Source organism: Bacillus sp. iso_77 (genome assembly GCF_056173625.1).
Genome location: NZ_CM149683.1, coordinates 1,795,694 through 1,813,240, shown reverse-complemented (window position 1 = coordinate 1,813,240; position 17,547 = coordinate 1,795,694). Strand labels below are relative to the sequence as shown.

The following is a 17,547-nucleotide window of genomic DNA, read 5'->3' as shown; positions in this document are numbered from 1 at the left end:
CCCTTTTATTTAAATCAACCGCCGCCATAAAACCGTTATGGTAGATAAACCAGTTAAAAGGAGCCTTTTCATGAAAGGCTTTTTTTTCTGTCCATAGTCGCTTGCTTTATATTCTGTTCGATCTTTCGCTACGAGAACACTATAAGCGATTTTTCGTTCGATTGCTTCCGTAAGAGATAACGCAAATGGTGCACTATCAATCACCAAAATCGATTCAGTATTTAAAAAGCTGGATCTTGCATCTAGATTATATGTTCCAATAATACTTAAGTTGTCATCAATGACCATTGATTTGGCGTGAATTGAATACGGACCTTGATATTCATACAAATGAACACCTGTTTTCATGAGTTCCTTTTTCGTGCTTAAATATCCTGCAAATGCTAAAGGGTTTGGTGTCGCTGTAAGAGAATTCGTCACGATCGTCGTTTGAATATCACTTGGTAATGGCGTGAGTCCGTCTTTCATTGGCCGTGTCGGTATGACATAAGGCGTCTGGATAAGAACCGAACGCTTTGACCGCTGTGCGAGATCGTTTAACTTTTTCAAGACGAGCGGACGTTTATTTAAGCGTTCCACTGGATTTGTGAAAAATGCAATCTGTTTTGCACGAATGGCGTCTTTTGCCCAATCATATGTGGACGTGACAAAGGGTTCTTTTGTACGAATGGCTTCCTGATAAGATCGAAGCAGCTGTTTTCTTAGCTTTTTTCCTTTTTTCGCTTTTGCCTTGGAAAATACATCTTTCGTTCTTTTCGTAAAATCATGATTCCACAAATAAACGAAATACTGTTCCATTTCATCTAATACTTTTCCTTTTTTGGCGTTGTACAGCAGCACATCTCGGTCATACGCAAAGTCTTTCGGCGGCTGATCTGCAAAGTATTTATCACCAATATTTCTGCCGCCCATGACAGCGACCCTGCCATCTGCCAAAAGAAGCTTATCGTGAAGGCGGTTATGCCACGTCCATGGCTTGAACAAACGAAAAGGCTCATAAAAACGAATGGCCATATTCGGATGATTCGCCACAGCATAACGCAAATGCTTCAGCGGTCCACGCAGGCTATGGCAAATGCCATCTAACAACAGCTGAACTTTTACTCCTCGATCAGCCGCTTCAATTAAAGCACCAAGCACCCATTCGGCGGTTTTTCCTTTTTGAATGGAATAATAACTCAAACGAATGTTCTTTTTAGCCTCTCGAATCATTTGAACTCTCACTTGACCCGATTCAAATCCGTCATCAAGCAGCATGACTTGATTTATGCCTTGGTCGTCTCCTGAGATGGAAGAAGCTTTATAGATGCAATGTTCTTTACAAGTTTTTTGAAACGGTAAATAAAACAAGACAAATGCGGTCAAAAATACATACACCACATATAAAAGGATCAGAAAAAACAAGAATTGAAGCACAGTGATCAACTCCTTTCACACAAACCGTTCTTTTTGTTAGCTTATGTTAAAAACAAAATTTCACTCATCCAGCTTTCTAATAAAAAATACAGGATAAAAGAATCACCTTGTTTTCATAGGGCATTTAATTATAGTATGAAATGAGTAAGGGGGAATCGCATTGAATGAACCATTATTTAATATACCAAGTGATGTGTACCAAACGTTAAGTGAAACAGAACGTTATTTACTGCATTATATTCACCAGCATTTAGAGGATATCTCCACCTTATCCATCGTCACATTAAGTGAAAGAGCCAACGTGTCGACGGCGACCATTGTCAGACTGATGAAGAAAATTGGATACAACGGCTATACATCCTTTAAATATCGATTGAAACAAGAAAAGAAAATGACAGATGATAGTGATCAACTAAAAAATATTGACGAAGACATCAAACTAGCCATTCGAAAAAATGAAGAAGAGGTCTTAAAGACGATTCAACTGCAAAGTATTGGGCAAATTGAGGATGCAGTTCAAAAAATCCACGATGCGGACAAAATTTATATTTTTGGCAGAGGCTTTTCAGAGATGATCGCCAAAGAGATGACCATCAAATTGCAGCTCATCGGAAAAACATGCGAGGTACATGACGACCCGAATATCATTCGGCTCAAATCGCGTGACATTGATAAAAACGAACTTGCCATCTTTGTTTCATTAAATGGAGAAACGTCGGAACTAGTAGAAGCCTGCCAAAACCTCAGTATGAAGCAGGTCACGACCATTACAGTCACAACTAGAATTGATTCTACATTAAGTAAAATATCAGATATGACACTCGTCGGATATAAAGGGGAACAATCATTCTTCCCAGATTATGAAGTCAGGTCCCGCCTGTCGCTTCATGTCATTGCCCGCATTTTACTAGACGCCTATGTGATTCGGATGAAATAAATAATCAAAAAGCCTTCCACACTTTATGATGGGGGGCTTTTTACCGTGAAAACCTTTACACAATCTGAAAACATTTTCACTGAATCGTATGAGATACTTTCTTTAGAGAAAAGAAAGAAGGTGAAACCAATTGATTTATACCTGCACCTTAAATCCTGCTATTGACCTATATATTGCATTAAAAGAAATGCGGGCAGATACAGTCAACCGCACGGAAGATGAGGATTATCAGCCGAATGGAAAAGGTGTTAATGTGTCCATTATGCTAAAGAAATATGGCTTCACCAGCACTGCATTAGGATTTATTGCTGGGTTTTCAGGTTCATATATTGAACAATCGTTAAACGATCTCTCCATTCAAACCGATTTTATCCCAGTGGATGGGATTACACGCATTAATGTATTTATTAACACAACGGAAGAATACAAACTTGTGAATCAAGGACCTGCTATTGAGGCAAAAGCGCTTGATGCGTTTCGCGAAAAAATCTCGACCATTCCAAAAGGCAGCATCTTCATTATGTCAGGCAGTCTGCCTAAAGGCGTTCCTGCTAGCATTTTCTCAGAGATAGCCGCTATTTGTCATCAAAACAACGTGAAATTTATTTTAGACACAAGCTCTAAAGCGGTTTTAGAAACACTTCAATACAAACCATATTTACTAAAACCAAATGAAGAAGAGATTGCCGCATTTTTTGGGAAAACCCACCGTTTATCAGAAACAGAACTCGTTGAATCAGGACGAAAGCTGATCGAGATGGGTGCAGAGCAAGTACTCATTTCCCGAGGAGGAGAAGGTGCACTATTCCTTACAAACGAAGCCGTATTAAAAGGAAATGCACCAATAGGAACGGTCGTAAACACGGCTTGTTCTGGTGATGCCATGCTCGCTGCATTCCTAAGTAAACAGCTGGAAGGACAACCTCATGAAGAATGCTTACGCTACGGCATTGCAACAGGGGCATCTACCGCCTTTTCAAAAGGGTTAAGTGATTTACATGACATTGATTCATTAATTGAGCAAATACACATTCAGAACATATAAGGGGGAGTTCACATGAGCCGCAAGAAAATTGTCGCTGCCACTGGCTGTCCAACAGGCATTGCGCACACATTTATGGCAGCTGAGGCATTAAAAATCGCAGCTGAGCAATTAGGGGTCGACATCAAAGTTGAAACGCATGGTCAAGTAGGAATTGAAAACGCTTTAACGGATCAAGACATTTTGGAGGCCGATGGGGTCATTGTCGCTGCTGACAAAGATGTGAATACAGATCGTTTTCACGGCAAACCACTCATTGAAGTGCCTGTAGCGAAGGGTATCCGCACACCAAACGAACTGATTCAAGGCATTATCAATGGAGAAGCCCCCGTTCATCAAGTGAAAGGAAGAGCTTCTGGAACAGAAAAAACATCTGCGCCTTCATCAGCTCAACAAAAGACAGCGAATAAGTGGATACACACCATCTACAAACATTTAATGAACGGTGTATCACATATGCTTCCATTTGTTGTTGGAGGCGGGGTCTTAATTGCTTTATCTTTTCTATTCGGTATTTACTCAGCTGATCCTCAGCATGAAACGTATCATCCGTTTGCTGCCTACTTGAAAAACATTGGCGGACTCGGCTTTAGCTTAATGGTGCCTATTTTAGCAGCATTTATCGCTGATTCAATCGCCAAACGCCCAGGGATGGTTGTCGGATTTATCGGTGGCTTGCTTGCAAACGATGGAGGCGCTGGATTCTTAGGTGGTATTATCGCAGGTTTTGCAGCAGGGTATATCATCGTACTTCTTCAATTCCTGCTTCAAAAATTACCAGCATCACTTGACGGATTAAAATCAATTTTCATCTATCCTGTCATTGGTATTTTCTTAATTGGGGCTGTCATGACCCCGCTATTAGTTCCAATCACAGGGCTAAATAATTCATTAATGGATTTTCTCTCATCAGTTCAATCCACAAATCCATTGCTTTTAGGTTTAATTGTTGGAGCCATGTGTGGATTTGATATGGGAGGACCTTTTAACAAAGCAGCCTATGTCACAGGAACGGCTTTACTCGCAGAAGGTAACCTTTACTTCATGGCAGGGGTGTCAGCAGCATGTATCACACCGCCGCTTATCATTGCGATTGCCACAACGATTTTCCGAAAACATTTTACACCACAAGAACGAAATGCTGGGATGATCAACTATATTCTCGGAGCGACTCATATTACCGAAGGAGCCATTCCATTTGCAGCAAAAAACCCAGTCGTTGTCCTGCCAATTATCATGTTTGGTTCCGCCATCTCTGCTATATTGACGTATCTGTTTGGCGTACAGGTTCCAGCTCCGCATGGCGGATTCCTTGTCCTTCCAGTCGTCACAGGCGCATTCCAGTGGGTACTATCCATACTCATCGGATCACTTGTAGGTGCGATTCTATACGGACTTTACCGCAAGAAAATAGACAAACCCGCAGTTTAATAGGGAGGAAGAGAAATGATGGAACATATTTATATGAATCTACATGAAACAGCTTCTTCACAGGCTGGCGTTTTCGCAGCCATAGCTGACATTGCCTCTAAAGCAGGGATTTGTACATCTCCTGAGGCTGTCAAAAAAGGACTAGCTGAAAGAGAAGCTCTTAGTACAACCGGCTTTCAAGATGGATTTGCCATTCCGCATACACAGTCAGACACCATCACAAAACCGGCACTCGTCATCGTTCGTACAGAAACCGGAATCGAATGGGACGCTTTTGATGGGAAGCCTTGCTTTTTCTTCTTATCCTTACTCATTCCAAACAGTGAAGCAGGAACCACTCACTTACAAGCACTTTCTGCTCTTTCACGCGGATTAATGGATGAAACGAAACGGCAAAAACTGCTCGAAACAAGAACAAATGAAGAAATGCTCGCTGTATTAAAAACAGATATTTTGACGAGAGAGGATGTTTGACCATGCCTTTACTTTCCACAACACCTATGCTTGAAGCAGCAAAAAAAGAAAAATACGGAATTGTCGCATTCAATGTACATTCCTTTGATAGTATTTACTGGGTACTCGAAACGGCAGCTGAATTAAAATCACCTGTCATTTTGCAAACAACGGTTGGCACGGTCCAATCGCTTGGCGCAAAAGCCATTGCAGATACAGTAAAGGCGGCAGCTGATCAATACCAAATACCAATCGGCCTTCATCTCGATCATTGCACTGATTTTGATGTGATTCTTACTTGTATACGAGCGGGATATACATCCGTGATGATCGATGCTTCCATGCATTCATATGAAGAAAATGTACGCCGCACAAAAGAAGTGGTGGACCTTGCCTTAAAAGTAGGTGTGAATGTAGAAGCCGAGTTAGGCAAGGTAGGCGGGGTAGAAGATGATATTGTCGTGGATGAAAAAGATGCTCAAAAAGCCATTCCATCAGAATGCCGTCAATTTGTAGAAGAAACTGGTGTACCTACTTTAGCACCTGCGATCGGCACGGCCCACGGCATCTATAAAGGGGTGCCGGATATCGACTTTGACCGCATTGAACAAATTGCAGCGCTTGTCGATGTGCCGCTTGTCCTTCATGGTGGTTCAGCTGTACCAGATGAGGATGTCAAAAGATGTGTCGCACTCGGTATGGCAAAGGTCAATGTGTCCACTGAACTGAAAAATGCATACTCTGAAGCGATTCGTGATCATTTCTCAAACGAACCTGAAAGCTTAGATCCGCGTATGTATTTACAAAAAGCAAAACAAGCAGCCAAAGACATGGTCACATCTAAAATAAAGATCGTTGGCAGCGAAGGAAAAGCCCAACTTTTATATCAATAAGATGAAAAAAAGCAGAGCCGCATCGCTCTGCTTTTTTCACATTATTCGTTTTCTTTCATTTCATTTGATGTACGTACTCGTGCATTTCCCATAAAAACGACCGTAATCGCCGCAAGTGCAATCGGGAATAAAGCAATCATAAATACATACGTAATACTTTGTGACATCGCATCAATCACTTTATTTAAAATATCAGGCGGAATTTGTGAGCGTGCCCCCTCTTGGAAAATGGCTTGTGGATCACCAACTTGAGAAGAAGCTCCTTTCATTCCGCTAAAAGCATCTGCTAAACGATTTGTCAGGACATTGGTTTGAATCGTTCCAAAAATCGTCACGCCTAAAGTCATCCCAAGTGATCTCATGAACGAATTGGTAGAATTAGCACTGCCGCGGTAGCGCGGAGAGAGATCATTCATTGAAGCAGATGGCAGAAGGGAGAAGCTAAATCCAACGCCAAAACCTGAAATCATCATAAAGAGCGTAAGCCACAATCTTGCTGTATCAGGCGACATATTGGCAAGCAGCAGCATCCCAGCAAAAAATGAAATCACAGAGATGGTCATTAATCGTCTAAAAGGTACTTTCGTCTGCATCGTTCCGCCAATCATACTGCCAATCACGGAACCAATCATCATCGGTGTTAAAATGAACCCGGCACTTGTTGCAGATTCACCGTACACTGCCTGGACGAAGATAGGAATAAAGACAGCTAGAATAATAAACGTCCCGCCATATAAAAACGCCAAAATTTGAGATGTCGCAAACAAACGATTTTTAAACATCCAAAATGAAATAATCGGTTCTTCTGCCTTCCGTTCAACAATGAAGAAGATGGTGCCAAAGACAACAAACACAGCAAATAGTGTCAAGATTTGAACAGAATCCCACGCATACGATTTACCGCCAAGCTCAAGGGCGAACATTAAACTGACAACCGCAACGATAAGTGTAATGGCACCTGACCAGTCAATTTTCTGCTTGCGATGCTCGAGCGATTCTTGATAAAATTTGGCGATCAAGAACACACTGACAATACCGATTGGTACGTTAATATAAAACACCCAATGCCAGCCGATCGAATCCGTAATAATTGCTCCTAACAGCGGTCCTAATACACTGGATAGACCAAAAACTGCACCAAACATACCGGACATTTTCCCGCGCTTTTCTGGCGGGAAGATATCAAAGATAATCGTGAAAGCGATCGGAAGAAGAGCACCGCCTCCAAGTCCTTGAATCGCACGGTAAATAATAAGCTGATCCATCGTTTGTGCGATGCCGCACAGCGCAGATCCAATTAAAAAGAAAATAAGTCCAAACAGAAAAAAACGCTTTCGACCATACATATCTGAAAGCTTTCCATAAATCGGCATACCGGCCATCACTGCCACCATATAAGAAGCAGTCACCCAAGCAAATTTATCAAAACTGCCCAAATCGGCGACGATGCTTCCCATTGCTGTTGCGACAATGGTGTTGTCCATCGCTGCCATAAAAATCCCTAACAGCAAACCGATGACAACAAAGCGAGTGGATGCCTTGCCTTTATGATCCACGTTATTCATTTCATTTACCTCCTGCTTACGTTCTCTTCACTTTTTTGCTATGATCAAGTTAATTATAAAGTAAGAGAACATTTATCTTGATGATCAAGATAAATTGATTTTAAAGGGAGGAGAACAAGTTGTCAACAAAGAACGAGGCAGAAGATCGAGCGGATCAGATCATTCATACGATGAGACGCCTTGCTACACGAACAGTCCTATTTCACCAAGCAGCCGCTCAATCGCTCGGCCTTTTCCCAACAGATCTCAAATCAGCAGATTTGTTAAACGAACTTGGACCACTCACAGCAGGTGAATTAAGTGAAAAAACCGGTCTCAGCTCAGGTGCGGTCACCGCTCTCATTGACCGGTTAGAAAAAGCAGGTTACGTCAAAAGGGAGAAGGACCCAAAAGACAAGCGAAGGGTCATCATTGTTCCATTAACGGCTGGGAAATCACAAGTGAAGGAACTCTTTCAATCTTTATCGGCATCAACTAAACAGCTCACAAACGAATACAAACGAGAAGATTTAGACTTGATCATTCAATTTATTAACGAAGCAGCAGATATTATGGACCAAGAGCTACAATTGCTTAAGTCTAAGTCTTAAGAGAGCACAATGTTAAGGGGGTGCTTTTCTTTGAAAAATAAAATAGCGAGGATATGCTTCTGATCATTTACATATTAAGTACTGTTTTTGTATCTTTATTCCTATTTAATGACAAATTTCGTGTTGGTAAAATTGACCTTGTCAATGAATAGGAGGGGGTGACTTCTTCTGGGGAAGATACTTGATGCAAAAGCACTAACCAGTGCCATGGATACAAGGGCAAAACACTATCAGGAACTCCGCGAACAAATGGTTGATTTAAAAAAGGCACTACAAGGCGTGGCAAACCTCGGTGACGACTTCACTGGAAAAGGTGCCGATAACATTAAAAGCTTCTACAAAGAACTCGCCGGAAATGTGGACATGTTTATTAGCTTCATTGATAAACAAAAAGCCTTTCATGAAGGTGTTTCTGGGACACTTGATGATACAAATTTTGGCGGCGACACCTTTGTAGAAGAACACTTTTTAGACAACGCTGTACATATGGGAATCAAGAATGCCAAAAGCATCGTGAAGGATCAAAAAAAGGCACTCAAAACGATTTTTCAAGATATTGATGACCTCATTTCTCTGGAGGTATTTGATAGTAAAACCTTTGACGAAAAGATTGCAGATGCGGAAGATGAACGGAAGAAAACGGTTAAAGATTTAATAGAACTTGATCAAAATCTAAAAGATGAATATGCTTTGTCAGAGACTGAGGAGAAGGCTACAATGGCATTGTACGCAGAAATGATGAATGCGACAAATGACGGAAAATCCATTTTGCCTATGAATTTTGACAAGAAAGCGTATCAAAATAGCGAAATCTACAAGGCAAAAAGCGATATTGAGAAGCAAACTTCTGAATATCTAAAAATCAAAAAAGATCAAGAAGAAGCCCGCAAGATCGCAAAGGAACAAGAAGCGCTCGCCAACCGTCCGTGGTATGAAAAAGCTCTTGATTACGGAGGAAATATCGTCAATGAACTGACAGGCGTGAACGATGCAAAACGTGCCGCAACAGGTGTCGATCCGATCACAGGTGAAGAACTTACCGCAGGCCAGCGAGTCGCCGCAGGCGGCATGGCAGCAGCAGGATATATCCCAATCGTCGGTTGGGCAGGACGCATTTTCAAAGGCGGAAAAGCCGTCTATAAAACGACTCAAGCCACGTCCGCCGCAGTCAGAGCAGTCGACATTTACAAGACATCACAAAAATCTTTTGATGCGTTGAAAACATCACAAAAAGGCTTATATGGCCTCACCGCAACAAACGGCTTCAGCGAAGCGATTACGGGTCGAGATATGTTTGGAAATAAAGTATCGAAAGAACAGCAGGAAGCGAGTATGAATGCGGCTTTGGGAATGCTTTTGCCGTTTGGGGCGAAAGGGTTTCATGGAAAGGTGGGAATTCAGGGTGCAGGTGGACATTCTGCTAGAAGAACTGTAATTAGTCCAGAAATTGAAGCTAAGATTCTAGAAGGACAACGGAAAGTCCCCAAAAATCAGTTAATAGGTGGACATTCGCCTAGAATTAATAATGATAATGAAAAATTTGCAGTTGAAGTATTATCAACAAATGCGGATGGTACAAAAAATGTTGTATTTACAAAACAGTTTTCTGATGGAAATATCTCTAAGATTAAAAAAAGCACGCTCTTTCCTGATTCTTGGAAGGATGAGAAAATTCTCAAAAGTATTACCGATGTTGGAGATACAGCAGCTATTTCATCAAGATTAAGAGATAGAGCAACTTGGCATAGAGCACGTATTGATGGTGTAGAAATTGATGTGATTAAAGTGGGGAAAGATGTAACTAGCGGGTATCCGACAGGTACAGAAAATGCTTTACGCCCATCAGGATTTTAATTTAAATGGAGGTATTAAATGTGTTTAAGGAATTAGATAATCTTTTATCTGCTGATACAACGGTAGATTCGTGGTATGACGACGGGTGTTTGATTGCTAGTGAGATTCTCTCGGATTTTAGCCTGAACGATTGGGAAGAATTATCAAATCAGGTGCGCAATAAGCCAATAGAGTGGCAGCGGAAAATTGCGTATTGTCTGGATAATGAGTGCAATGAATATGAGTTGAAAATTTTAATGGATTTGTTGAATACTAATGATAAAGAACTATTTGAGATCTGTATTGATACATTGAGAAGTTTTCCAATTGAGGAAGGCAAAAAATTGATATTGGAGCATCCTCAAATTTTAGAACGTGTAAATAATGTGTTGGCTACTACTGCGAATTCACCAGTAAAATTAGTTCTTCAAGATTTCCTTTCAAAAATGAATTCAAATTAGTTCATTTTTAATGAGATTATACAAAAAAACCTTGAATGGCTTAATACCTTTCAAGGTTTTTGGTGTTATTGGACTTCAAGCAGAGCGGCAGCGGTACATATGGTGTTCCTCGCTGGATTGGTAACATCGTCAATATGTACGGAGCACGCAAGGCAGAAGAACTGAACTATCTGTACTTTAAACAAGGTCGGCATGTGCCGGCAGTTATTACAGTGGAAAATGGAATGCTGTCCGAGTCTTCCTATCAGCAGCTGCAAGAGTACATGAACGGCATTGAAGGTTCAGACAATGCACATAAGTTTCTTTTGCTTGAAGTCGAAGGGATTCCTAAAAAGAAAAAGGACAAAGTAAGCAATGACGAAGACCCTGCACCTGTGAAAGTTGAAATAAAATCACTGGCCGAGATTCTTCAGGAGGATGCGCTGTTTCTTGAATACGACGAGAAGACGAGAAACAAGATACGTTCTTCTTTCCGTCTGCCGCCGATCTACACAGGCGAATCAAAGGATTATAACAAGGCTACAGCAGATACCGCTCGAAAGACAACGGAAGAGCAGGTATTTCAGCCGGAAAGAATGATCTTCACTGGCAAGTTCAACACACTCTTTCTTCCTGATCTCGATCTCTGGCATGTGCGACTCATATTAAATGGTCCGACTTTCGTGATCCGCTCGAAATTGCTAAGGTTCTTACACCGTTTATTCAAGCAGGAGCGGTTTCACCAAATGACCTTCGTGATCTGGCTGGCCGTATTCTTGGGAAAACGTTAGAAGAATGGCCTGAAGAACAATACCACAGACCGATTGAGACTAAGCCAAAGGCATCAACTAGCTTGCTTGATACGGTTTTTCAGAAGTCAGCAGGTTCTCAGAATGAATTGGTATCGATCCTCAAAGACCTTAGGGATGAACTAGAGGAGATCCGCAAATGAGAAAGATTGATCAGTTGATAAAAAACATCAATACCTTTGTGCGAAAAGCGGAGTCGGATGAGGTCGAGGAACTAGAAGCAGCTGTAGCTGATTTTCCGGAACTTAAGGATATACCCTCTTTGGTGGAAGAGTACGAGAAAACCACCGCAAAACTTCTCAAATTGCAACGCAGGACGTTTTTAAATGCTCTGAATGGTTTTATCCAAGGACGATTCGGAAACGTTAGAATCAATTCTGGCGTTCTTTCAAAATGACTTGTTTGCAGCTGATGAATTTGCGGAGCTGTTTGGAAAAGAAACGCCCATTTTCTTGACGCTGACCGTCACGCAGCTGGCCGAGAAAATCATGCATTCCATCGATGCGGATATTCCATTCAAGGTACTTTCTGAGAAAACTGAACAGTGGATTGAATCATGGTCGCAGGAGTTGGCGCAGCTGATGAAACTGAATACTCATACAGCCATTGAGCAAACGTTGAAAGAGGGTATAAAAGAAGGCCGCTCTATCCAAGAGATTGAACTGGAGCTGAAGGACAGCCGCAAGCGCGCGTGTAACAGCCATAACTGAAGTGTTGACCGCTTCTTCCGTCGCTCAACATGAATCCTATGTCCAACCTCCAGCTGTGACGGCGAAACAATGGAAACACAGCGGCGGGAAAAAGAATCAGTCCAGAGAAAGTCATGTGCAGCTGGATGGAACAATCATTCCTCTCGATGAAGAATTTGAGATACCAGGCAGCGGAGAGCGGTGCATGTTTCCGAGAGATACACAGCTTACGCCAAAAGAGCGAGTAAATTGTCATTGTGCGGTTGGTCCTGTGGTTGATCCTGTTATTCTAGGATTGTCAGCTGAGGAAAAAGAAGAGATTAGAAGAGAGAATTATTTAACATGAAATTAATGTATGTAATGCTAAAATTTATTATATAATCATTCGTTTTTGTGATATCTTTATTTTATATTAAAAATAAAGAGGTTATTAAAATGGATAATCCAATAAATTCTGGAGACACAATGAGTAATGATACAAAACCCGATATTAACCGCCTTGAGAGAGAAAAGACCTCATTAAAACTTAGGGAAAAATTTAAGAAAGCTGTGTTTCTTTTAGGTGGATTATGCTATATAGTTTTTAGTTTAGTTTTTTTCTCATTTATTAGAACGGAAGCTAGTAATGTGATGATCTTAATTTGTTCTTTAGCAGGTATCGCCCTGATTGTAATACCATATATAATACCAAATCAACGATTCATCACAATGATGCATGATATTGATATGGAAATTGACTTGTTACAGAGTGATGATCCCACGATAAATAGGAGTGAGATCCTATTCAAACAACATGATTTACAATTGAAAAGATATTATGATCTTAATCTAAGGCAAAACTCTTTTGTGTTTTGGGTTGGGATTTGTTGTATTGTTTTAGGTTTTATATTTTTAGGAATAACAATGTATTTAATATCAAGTAATATATTAGGTGATTCACAAAACAAAATAATAGTAGCTGCAACCGGTACACTTGCAGGAATACTCTCTAATTTTATTGGAGCTATTTACTTGAAAATGCACACCAATTCGATTAAATCTTTAACTCAGTTTCATAATAGAATTGTTAATACACATCATTTTTATTTCAGCAACTTTCTAATCTCTCAAATAAGTGATGAACACAAAAGACAAGAAACTTTGGCAAACCTAGCTTTAAATATAAGCAATGATAAATCCACGGAGGGCAAAATTGAATAATACGGGATTAGTATAAATTATTAGAAATGTTTTTTGAGAAGAGATAAACACTTATAAATATGGGGTTTTAATAGTGTGAATTCTGCATTACTTTGGGAGTGAGGGGAATTTATGAATTGGTTGGAATTCTTTTCTAAGATTATAGATTCTATGGTTTGGCCTTTAGTTTGGGTTATAGTGATTATTATTTTTAAAGAGCCATTAAGCGGTATTCTTAATAAAGTTGGTGGCTTGTTGAGCTTTAAATATAAAGATATTGTACAAGTTGAGTTTAAGGAAGATTTAATTAATCTTGAACAAGTAAGTAAAGAAATCAAAACCAGTCAAAATAATGAAGAAAATCTATATAACATGAATGAACATGATACCGAAGCTGAAACTGATGAACATGAAATCGAATATAAAATTTATGAGGATTTGGCAAAAAAATCGCCTGAGCAAGCTGCTTATTCAGCTTGGTTAGAACTCGAGAAGGAACTAAGATATGCACTAGTTAGGTTAAACAAGGAGACAATGGATGATATACCGCAGATAGTCAAATATCTTCTTCTTAATAACTATATATCAACTCCGATGGCAAATAGCATTCTCGGGTCTTGGCATTTAAGGAATGATCTTGTTAAAAACCCAGATGCAGTATCTCTTGATTCTGATGATGCTATTAGGTATTTATCAATAGTATTTAAATTAATTAAGTCCCTAAAAGAAATCAGTGGAGAGTATTATAATAGTGGTGAAGGAACTGTCTGATTGAAAGACAGTTTTTTCTTTTGAAAGGAGGTGAATGAAATGCCACGCGAATTGATAAACGCAAAAATCACACACGTTTCATACGTAGACAAAGCTGCTAACCAAAAGCAGTTTTTTTTCGTTAAGTCAGAAAAAGAAAATGACTTTCAAAAAGAGATCAAGGTCATTGCAAAAGCTGATGATGCGCAGCGTCTTGTGTATGGTATTGTTTATGAACCAAACGTAGCAGATGCACATGGAGACTATATGACACCAGAAGAAATTGAAAAAGCCGCTCATGGGTTCCTGAAGGATGCACGTGAGATCGACAAGCAGCATGATTTCCAAGGCGGTGTCGGGGAAGTCGTTGAATCGTACATTGCTCCGTCTGACTTTGAAATGGGCGGGGAGCTGATTCAAAAAGGATCTTGGGTACTTGTGACAAAAGCCTCTGATGAAATTTGGGAACAGATTCAAAAGGGTGAGATCACTGGATATTCAATGGCCGGAACAGCAGACATAGGAAAACAAGAGGATCACAAGCCAGCTTCTGATGAGAAGGGGCTTTTTTCTTTGCTCAAAAACTTCTTTTTATCAAAAGGAGAAGTGAAGAACAGGTACGACAAAGGCCGCATGCGTCGTGAGTTTTGGGCGGCACAAGATGCACTGAATTCCGTTTTGTATAAATGGGATTCTTACGACGATGAAGACTTGGAGACTGATCCTAACAAGGTTAGGTCAGCACTGCAAGATTTTGTGGAAATCACACAAGAGATTTTGCTTACTGATGACTTAGCGGTGATCCAAACTGATCCACCTGAAGAAGTCGCAAAAGCAGGTAGAAAGTTTTCAGCTGCTAACTTAACTGAATTGAAAAATGCCAGAGAGCAGCTATCGACAATCTGTTGAGTCAAGAGGCGGTTGAAATTGCTCAATGGGGCATTCGGAAGCTGATCACATAGCAAGGCAATTAAAAGCAGAAAAAGGGTTCTTTTTATACAAATCTCAAAGCACACTCGCTTGAGTGTGCTATTTCTTAAGGCAAAAGAAGCACCCAAAAGCTGCACAACATTTACTGCAAACATTTGGACTTCTTTGACACATGCGAGTTGATTAGACTTATAACCAAAGGGAAGAAGGGAGGGATTCCAACTGCACTTAACCAAGAGGGGCACGACTTTATTATCGATGCTGCTTCACACGACCACTTATCTATCAATTGAAGATTTACAGAATCGACTGAATGTCTCTACTCGAACGGTCTACGCTGAAATCAAACGAATGAATAGTTGGCTGGAAACCCATCAGCTTAGTGGCGTCCAGCGAAAAGATCAACGAGGCTACTATTTAAATCCACACGAGAAAGAAGTCATTTTCGAAAAAGCTGACACTGTTCTTGTCGGTCATGACTATGAACCATGTGTAAAAGAAAGACGTGCCATCTTGCTCCTATCCATTGCATGCAGTGAGAAGCATCTAAAAATTGATGATTTTATAGAGATGACGAAGGTAAGCCGCAATACACTGCTTGAAGATATGAAACAACTAAAAGAAGCACTTTCAAAACAGCAGCTTACACTTCATTATCAGGCGGCCAGTGGCTATTTAATTTCAGGAGAAGAAAGAACAATTCGGTTGGCGCTGAAACCTTATATTCATTTCATTCGCAACATGATAAAAAATGAAAAAACATTTCCATCGGTTTGGTTAAAGGGTCCTATCTCATATAAGAGAATACATGCTCTCCTTCAACAGTCCGAACAAGATCTGAAGCTTGAGTTTGCAGATGACATGCTGGATCAGCTGTCTATGGATCTCTTTTTCTACTTTAAACGGATGAAGCTTGGACGTGCTGTACACATTTCAACAGAAGAAAAACGGACATTGCAGGAAACAGATGAATGCTTGGCTGCTATTCGTTTCATGACGCAAATTCAAAAAGAAACCAGTCTTTTGGTTCATGATGATGAAATCTATTTTCTTAGTACGCTATGGCTCAGTGCCAAAAAACAAAAACTTCCAACAAGTCAAAAACCAGAAGAACATCTCATTCGAACCATTGCGAGACAAATGATCATTGACTTTCAGCGTTATGCGTGTATTTCCTTCCAGGAAGTAGAAGTCTTGGAACAAAACTTAACCATGCATTTAATTCCGGCCTATTATAGACTCATCTATCACATTGATATCATCAATGAATTAACAGATTCCATGAAACATGCACAGCCAGAGGTGTTTGACATCACGCAAAAGGTTGCTTGCCATTTAGAGAAGGCGACCTGTTCAAAGATGAGCGATCATGAAATTGCCTATGTGGCGATGCATTTTGGCGGCTGGATGAGAAGAGAAGGGATTTCGTCGATTGCGAAACGTTCTGTTTACATTGTTTGTGGAGAAGGAATTGGCACAAGTCACATGCTGAAAACGCAGCTTCTTGAATTAATCGGTTACATCGACATACGCGGACTGTTATCAAAACGTTCATATGAAGAATTAACATCCATTGATGCCGACTTTGTTGTGTCAACGACACCTATTTCGTTTAAGGGAAAACCTGTTCATCTCGTTCATCCTATTCTCACTGCTTATGAGAAAAAAACATTGCTTCAATATGGAGAAGGCTCAGAACCTAAGCTTGATGAGCACCATGTGAATGCTTTATTCAATATCATTCAGCAGCATACCATCGTTCAAAATGAAAAAGCATTGCTTCATGACTTGAAGGAGCTGCTTCATCCCACATATGTATCACACCAGAAAGGGTGGAAACCAGTGTTAAACGATTTATTAACAGAAGAAACCATTCAGCTCCAGCAAACAGCAGACACATGGCAGGAGGCCATTACAAAAGCAGCGCAGCCTTTAATTGATCAACAAGCGATTCAGGAAAGTTATGTGAAAGCGATGATCCAGTCTGTTCATCAAAATGGCCCTTATATTGTGATTGCGCCACAAGTGGCGATTCCGCATGCCAGGCCAGAGGATGGCGTGAACAAATTAAGCATGTCACTTATGTCATGTCATCAGCCCGTTTCCTTTTCAAAGGATGGAAAAAAGCAAGTTCGGCTCATCATTGTATTAGCTGCCATTGACAGTATGACCCACCTGAGAGCACTCAAACAGCTGACGATGCTGTTAAGTGAAGAAAAACGGGTGAGACAATTGATTGAAGCAGAGAAATTAGCAACTATCCAACAACTAATCAATCAATTTTCACAAGTATAAAGGAGGAAAAAGAGAATGAAAAAAATTCTTGTTGTGTGCGGAAACGGATTAGGGAGCAGCTTCATCGTGGAAATGAATGTAAAAAAAGCATTAGAAGAGCTAGGGCTTGCAGCTGAAGTGGACCATACCGATCTCAGTACAAGCAAAAATGAACAAGCAGACCTCTATATTGGCGCAACAGACATTATCGATCAGTTGGATGACGGCACAAGAAAGGTCGCTGGATTAAATAACTTGTTAGACCAGGAAGCCATTAAAGACGTCCTTCGTAAACACATATAATCGACGGAAAAAG

General features: G+C 40.4%; 14 protein-coding genes and 3 pseudogenes. 15 read left to right on the top strand and 2 right to left on the bottom strand.

Going from position 1 to position 17,547, the window contains the following annotated elements; translation table 11 throughout:
• Positions 1-9 precede the first annotated feature (9 nt).
• The gene (locus tag AC0VYC_RS09190) at positions 10-1,416 is read right to left on the bottom strand and encodes a phospholipase D-like domain-containing protein (protein ID WP_024718279.1); all 1,407 of its coding nucleotides are present in this window, start codon (positions 1,414-1,416) and stop codon (positions 10-12) included.
• 160 nt (positions 1,417-1,576) lie between these two features.
• Between AC0VYC_RS09190 and AC0VYC_RS09185 the strand changes: the two genes are divergently transcribed.
• The 5 genes from AC0VYC_RS09185 (at position 1,577) to AC0VYC_RS09165 (ending at position 6,172) form a co-directional block, all read left to right on the top strand.
• Entirely contained in the window at positions 1,577-2,353 is a 777-nt protein-coding gene (locus tag AC0VYC_RS09185; RefSeq protein WP_007499235.1) for a MurR/RpiR family transcriptional regulator, read from the top strand.
• A 130-nt stretch (positions 2,354-2,483) separates the two neighbouring features.
• Positions 2,484-3,398, top strand: coding sequence for a 1-phosphofructokinase (gene pfkB, locus AC0VYC_RS09180; protein WP_041092776.1), 915 nt, complete (start codon positions 2,484-2,486; stop codon positions 3,396-3,398).
• Positions 3,399-3,410: 12 nt separating this feature from the next.
• Complete coding sequence (locus AC0VYC_RS09175; RefSeq protein ID WP_475389969.1) at positions 3,411-4,826, top strand: PTS fructose transporter subunit IIC; 1,416 nt, start codon at positions 3,411-3,413, stop codon at positions 4,824-4,826.
• A gap of 15 nt (positions 4,827-4,841) precedes the next feature.
• Positions 4,842-5,300, top strand: coding sequence for a PTS sugar transporter subunit IIA (locus AC0VYC_RS09170; protein WP_327862017.1), 459 nt, complete (start codon positions 4,842-4,844; stop codon positions 5,298-5,300).
• Positions 5,301-5,302: 2 nt separating this feature from the next.
• Positions 5,303-6,172 carry a class II fructose-bisphosphate aldolase gene (locus AC0VYC_RS09165; protein ID WP_041092770.1) on the top strand — a complete coding sequence of 290 codons (870 nt, stop codon included), beginning with the start codon at positions 5,303-5,305 and terminating at the stop codon, positions 6,170-6,172.
• A gap of 41 nt (positions 6,173-6,213) precedes the next feature.
• Here AC0VYC_RS09165 and AC0VYC_RS09160 read toward each other — a convergent pair whose 3' ends face one another.
• The gene (locus AC0VYC_RS09160) at positions 6,214-7,737 is read right to left on the bottom strand and encodes an MDR family MFS transporter (protein WP_335350298.1); all 1,524 of its coding nucleotides are present in this window, start codon (positions 7,735-7,737) and stop codon (positions 6,214-6,216) included.
• Between the two features lie 119 nt (positions 7,738-7,856).
• Here AC0VYC_RS09160 and AC0VYC_RS09155 point away from each other — a divergent pair, with 119 nt between their 5' ends.
• The 10 genes and pseudogenes from AC0VYC_RS09155 (at position 7,857) to AC0VYC_RS09110 (ending at position 17,534) form a co-directional block, all read left to right on the top strand.
• Complete coding sequence (locus AC0VYC_RS09155; RefSeq protein WP_079919853.1) at positions 7,857-8,327, top strand: MarR family winged helix-turn-helix transcriptional regulator; 471 nt, start codon at positions 7,857-7,859, stop codon at positions 8,325-8,327.
• Positions 8,328-8,534: 207 nt separating this feature from the next.
• A complete protein-coding gene (locus AC0VYC_RS09150) occupies positions 8,535-10,181 on the top strand; it encodes a T7SS effector LXG polymorphic toxin (RefSeq protein ID WP_475389965.1) in 1,647 nt (548 codons plus the stop codon).
• A gap of 20 nt (positions 10,182-10,201) precedes the next feature.
• A complete protein-coding gene (locus AC0VYC_RS09145; protein ID WP_017367369.1) occupies positions 10,202-10,621 on the top strand; it encodes a hypothetical protein in 420 nt (139 codons plus the stop codon).
• 86 nt (positions 10,622-10,707) lie between these two features.
• A pseudogene (locus AC0VYC_RS09140) lies at positions 10,708-11,552 on the top strand (phage portal protein); the annotation flags it as partial.
• Positions 11,549-12,444 (top strand): annotated as a pseudogene (locus AC0VYC_RS09135) (phage minor head protein). The pseudogenes AC0VYC_RS09140 and AC0VYC_RS09135, both read left to right, overlap by 4 nt.
• An 89-nt stretch (positions 12,445-12,533) precedes the next feature.
• Entirely contained in the window at positions 12,534-13,298 is a 765-nt protein-coding gene (locus AC0VYC_RS09130) for a TRADD-N-associated membrane domain-containing protein (RefSeq protein ID WP_259254443.1), read from the top strand.
• A 111-nt stretch (positions 13,299-13,409) separates the two neighbouring features.
• A complete protein-coding gene (locus AC0VYC_RS09125; RefSeq protein ID WP_243825343.1) occupies positions 13,410-14,048 on the top strand; it encodes a hypothetical protein in 639 nt (212 codons plus the stop codon).
• Between the two features lie 39 nt (positions 14,049-14,087).
• A pseudogene (locus AC0VYC_RS09120) lies at positions 14,088-14,628 on the top strand (XkdF-like putative serine protease domain-containing protein); the annotation flags it as partial.
• Positions 14,629-15,179: 551 nt separating this feature from the next.
• Positions 15,180-17,252 carry a BglG family transcription antiterminator gene (locus tag AC0VYC_RS09115; RefSeq protein WP_475390036.1) on the top strand — a complete coding sequence of 691 codons (2,073 nt, stop codon included), beginning with the start codon at positions 15,180-15,182 and terminating at the stop codon, positions 17,250-17,252.
• 15 nt (positions 17,253-17,267) lie between these two features.
• Positions 17,268-17,534, top strand: a complete 267-nt coding sequence (locus AC0VYC_RS09110) for a PTS sugar transporter subunit IIB (RefSeq protein ID WP_058015619.1) — start codon at positions 17,268-17,270, stop codon at positions 17,532-17,534.
• Positions 17,535-17,547 lie beyond the last annotated feature (13 nt).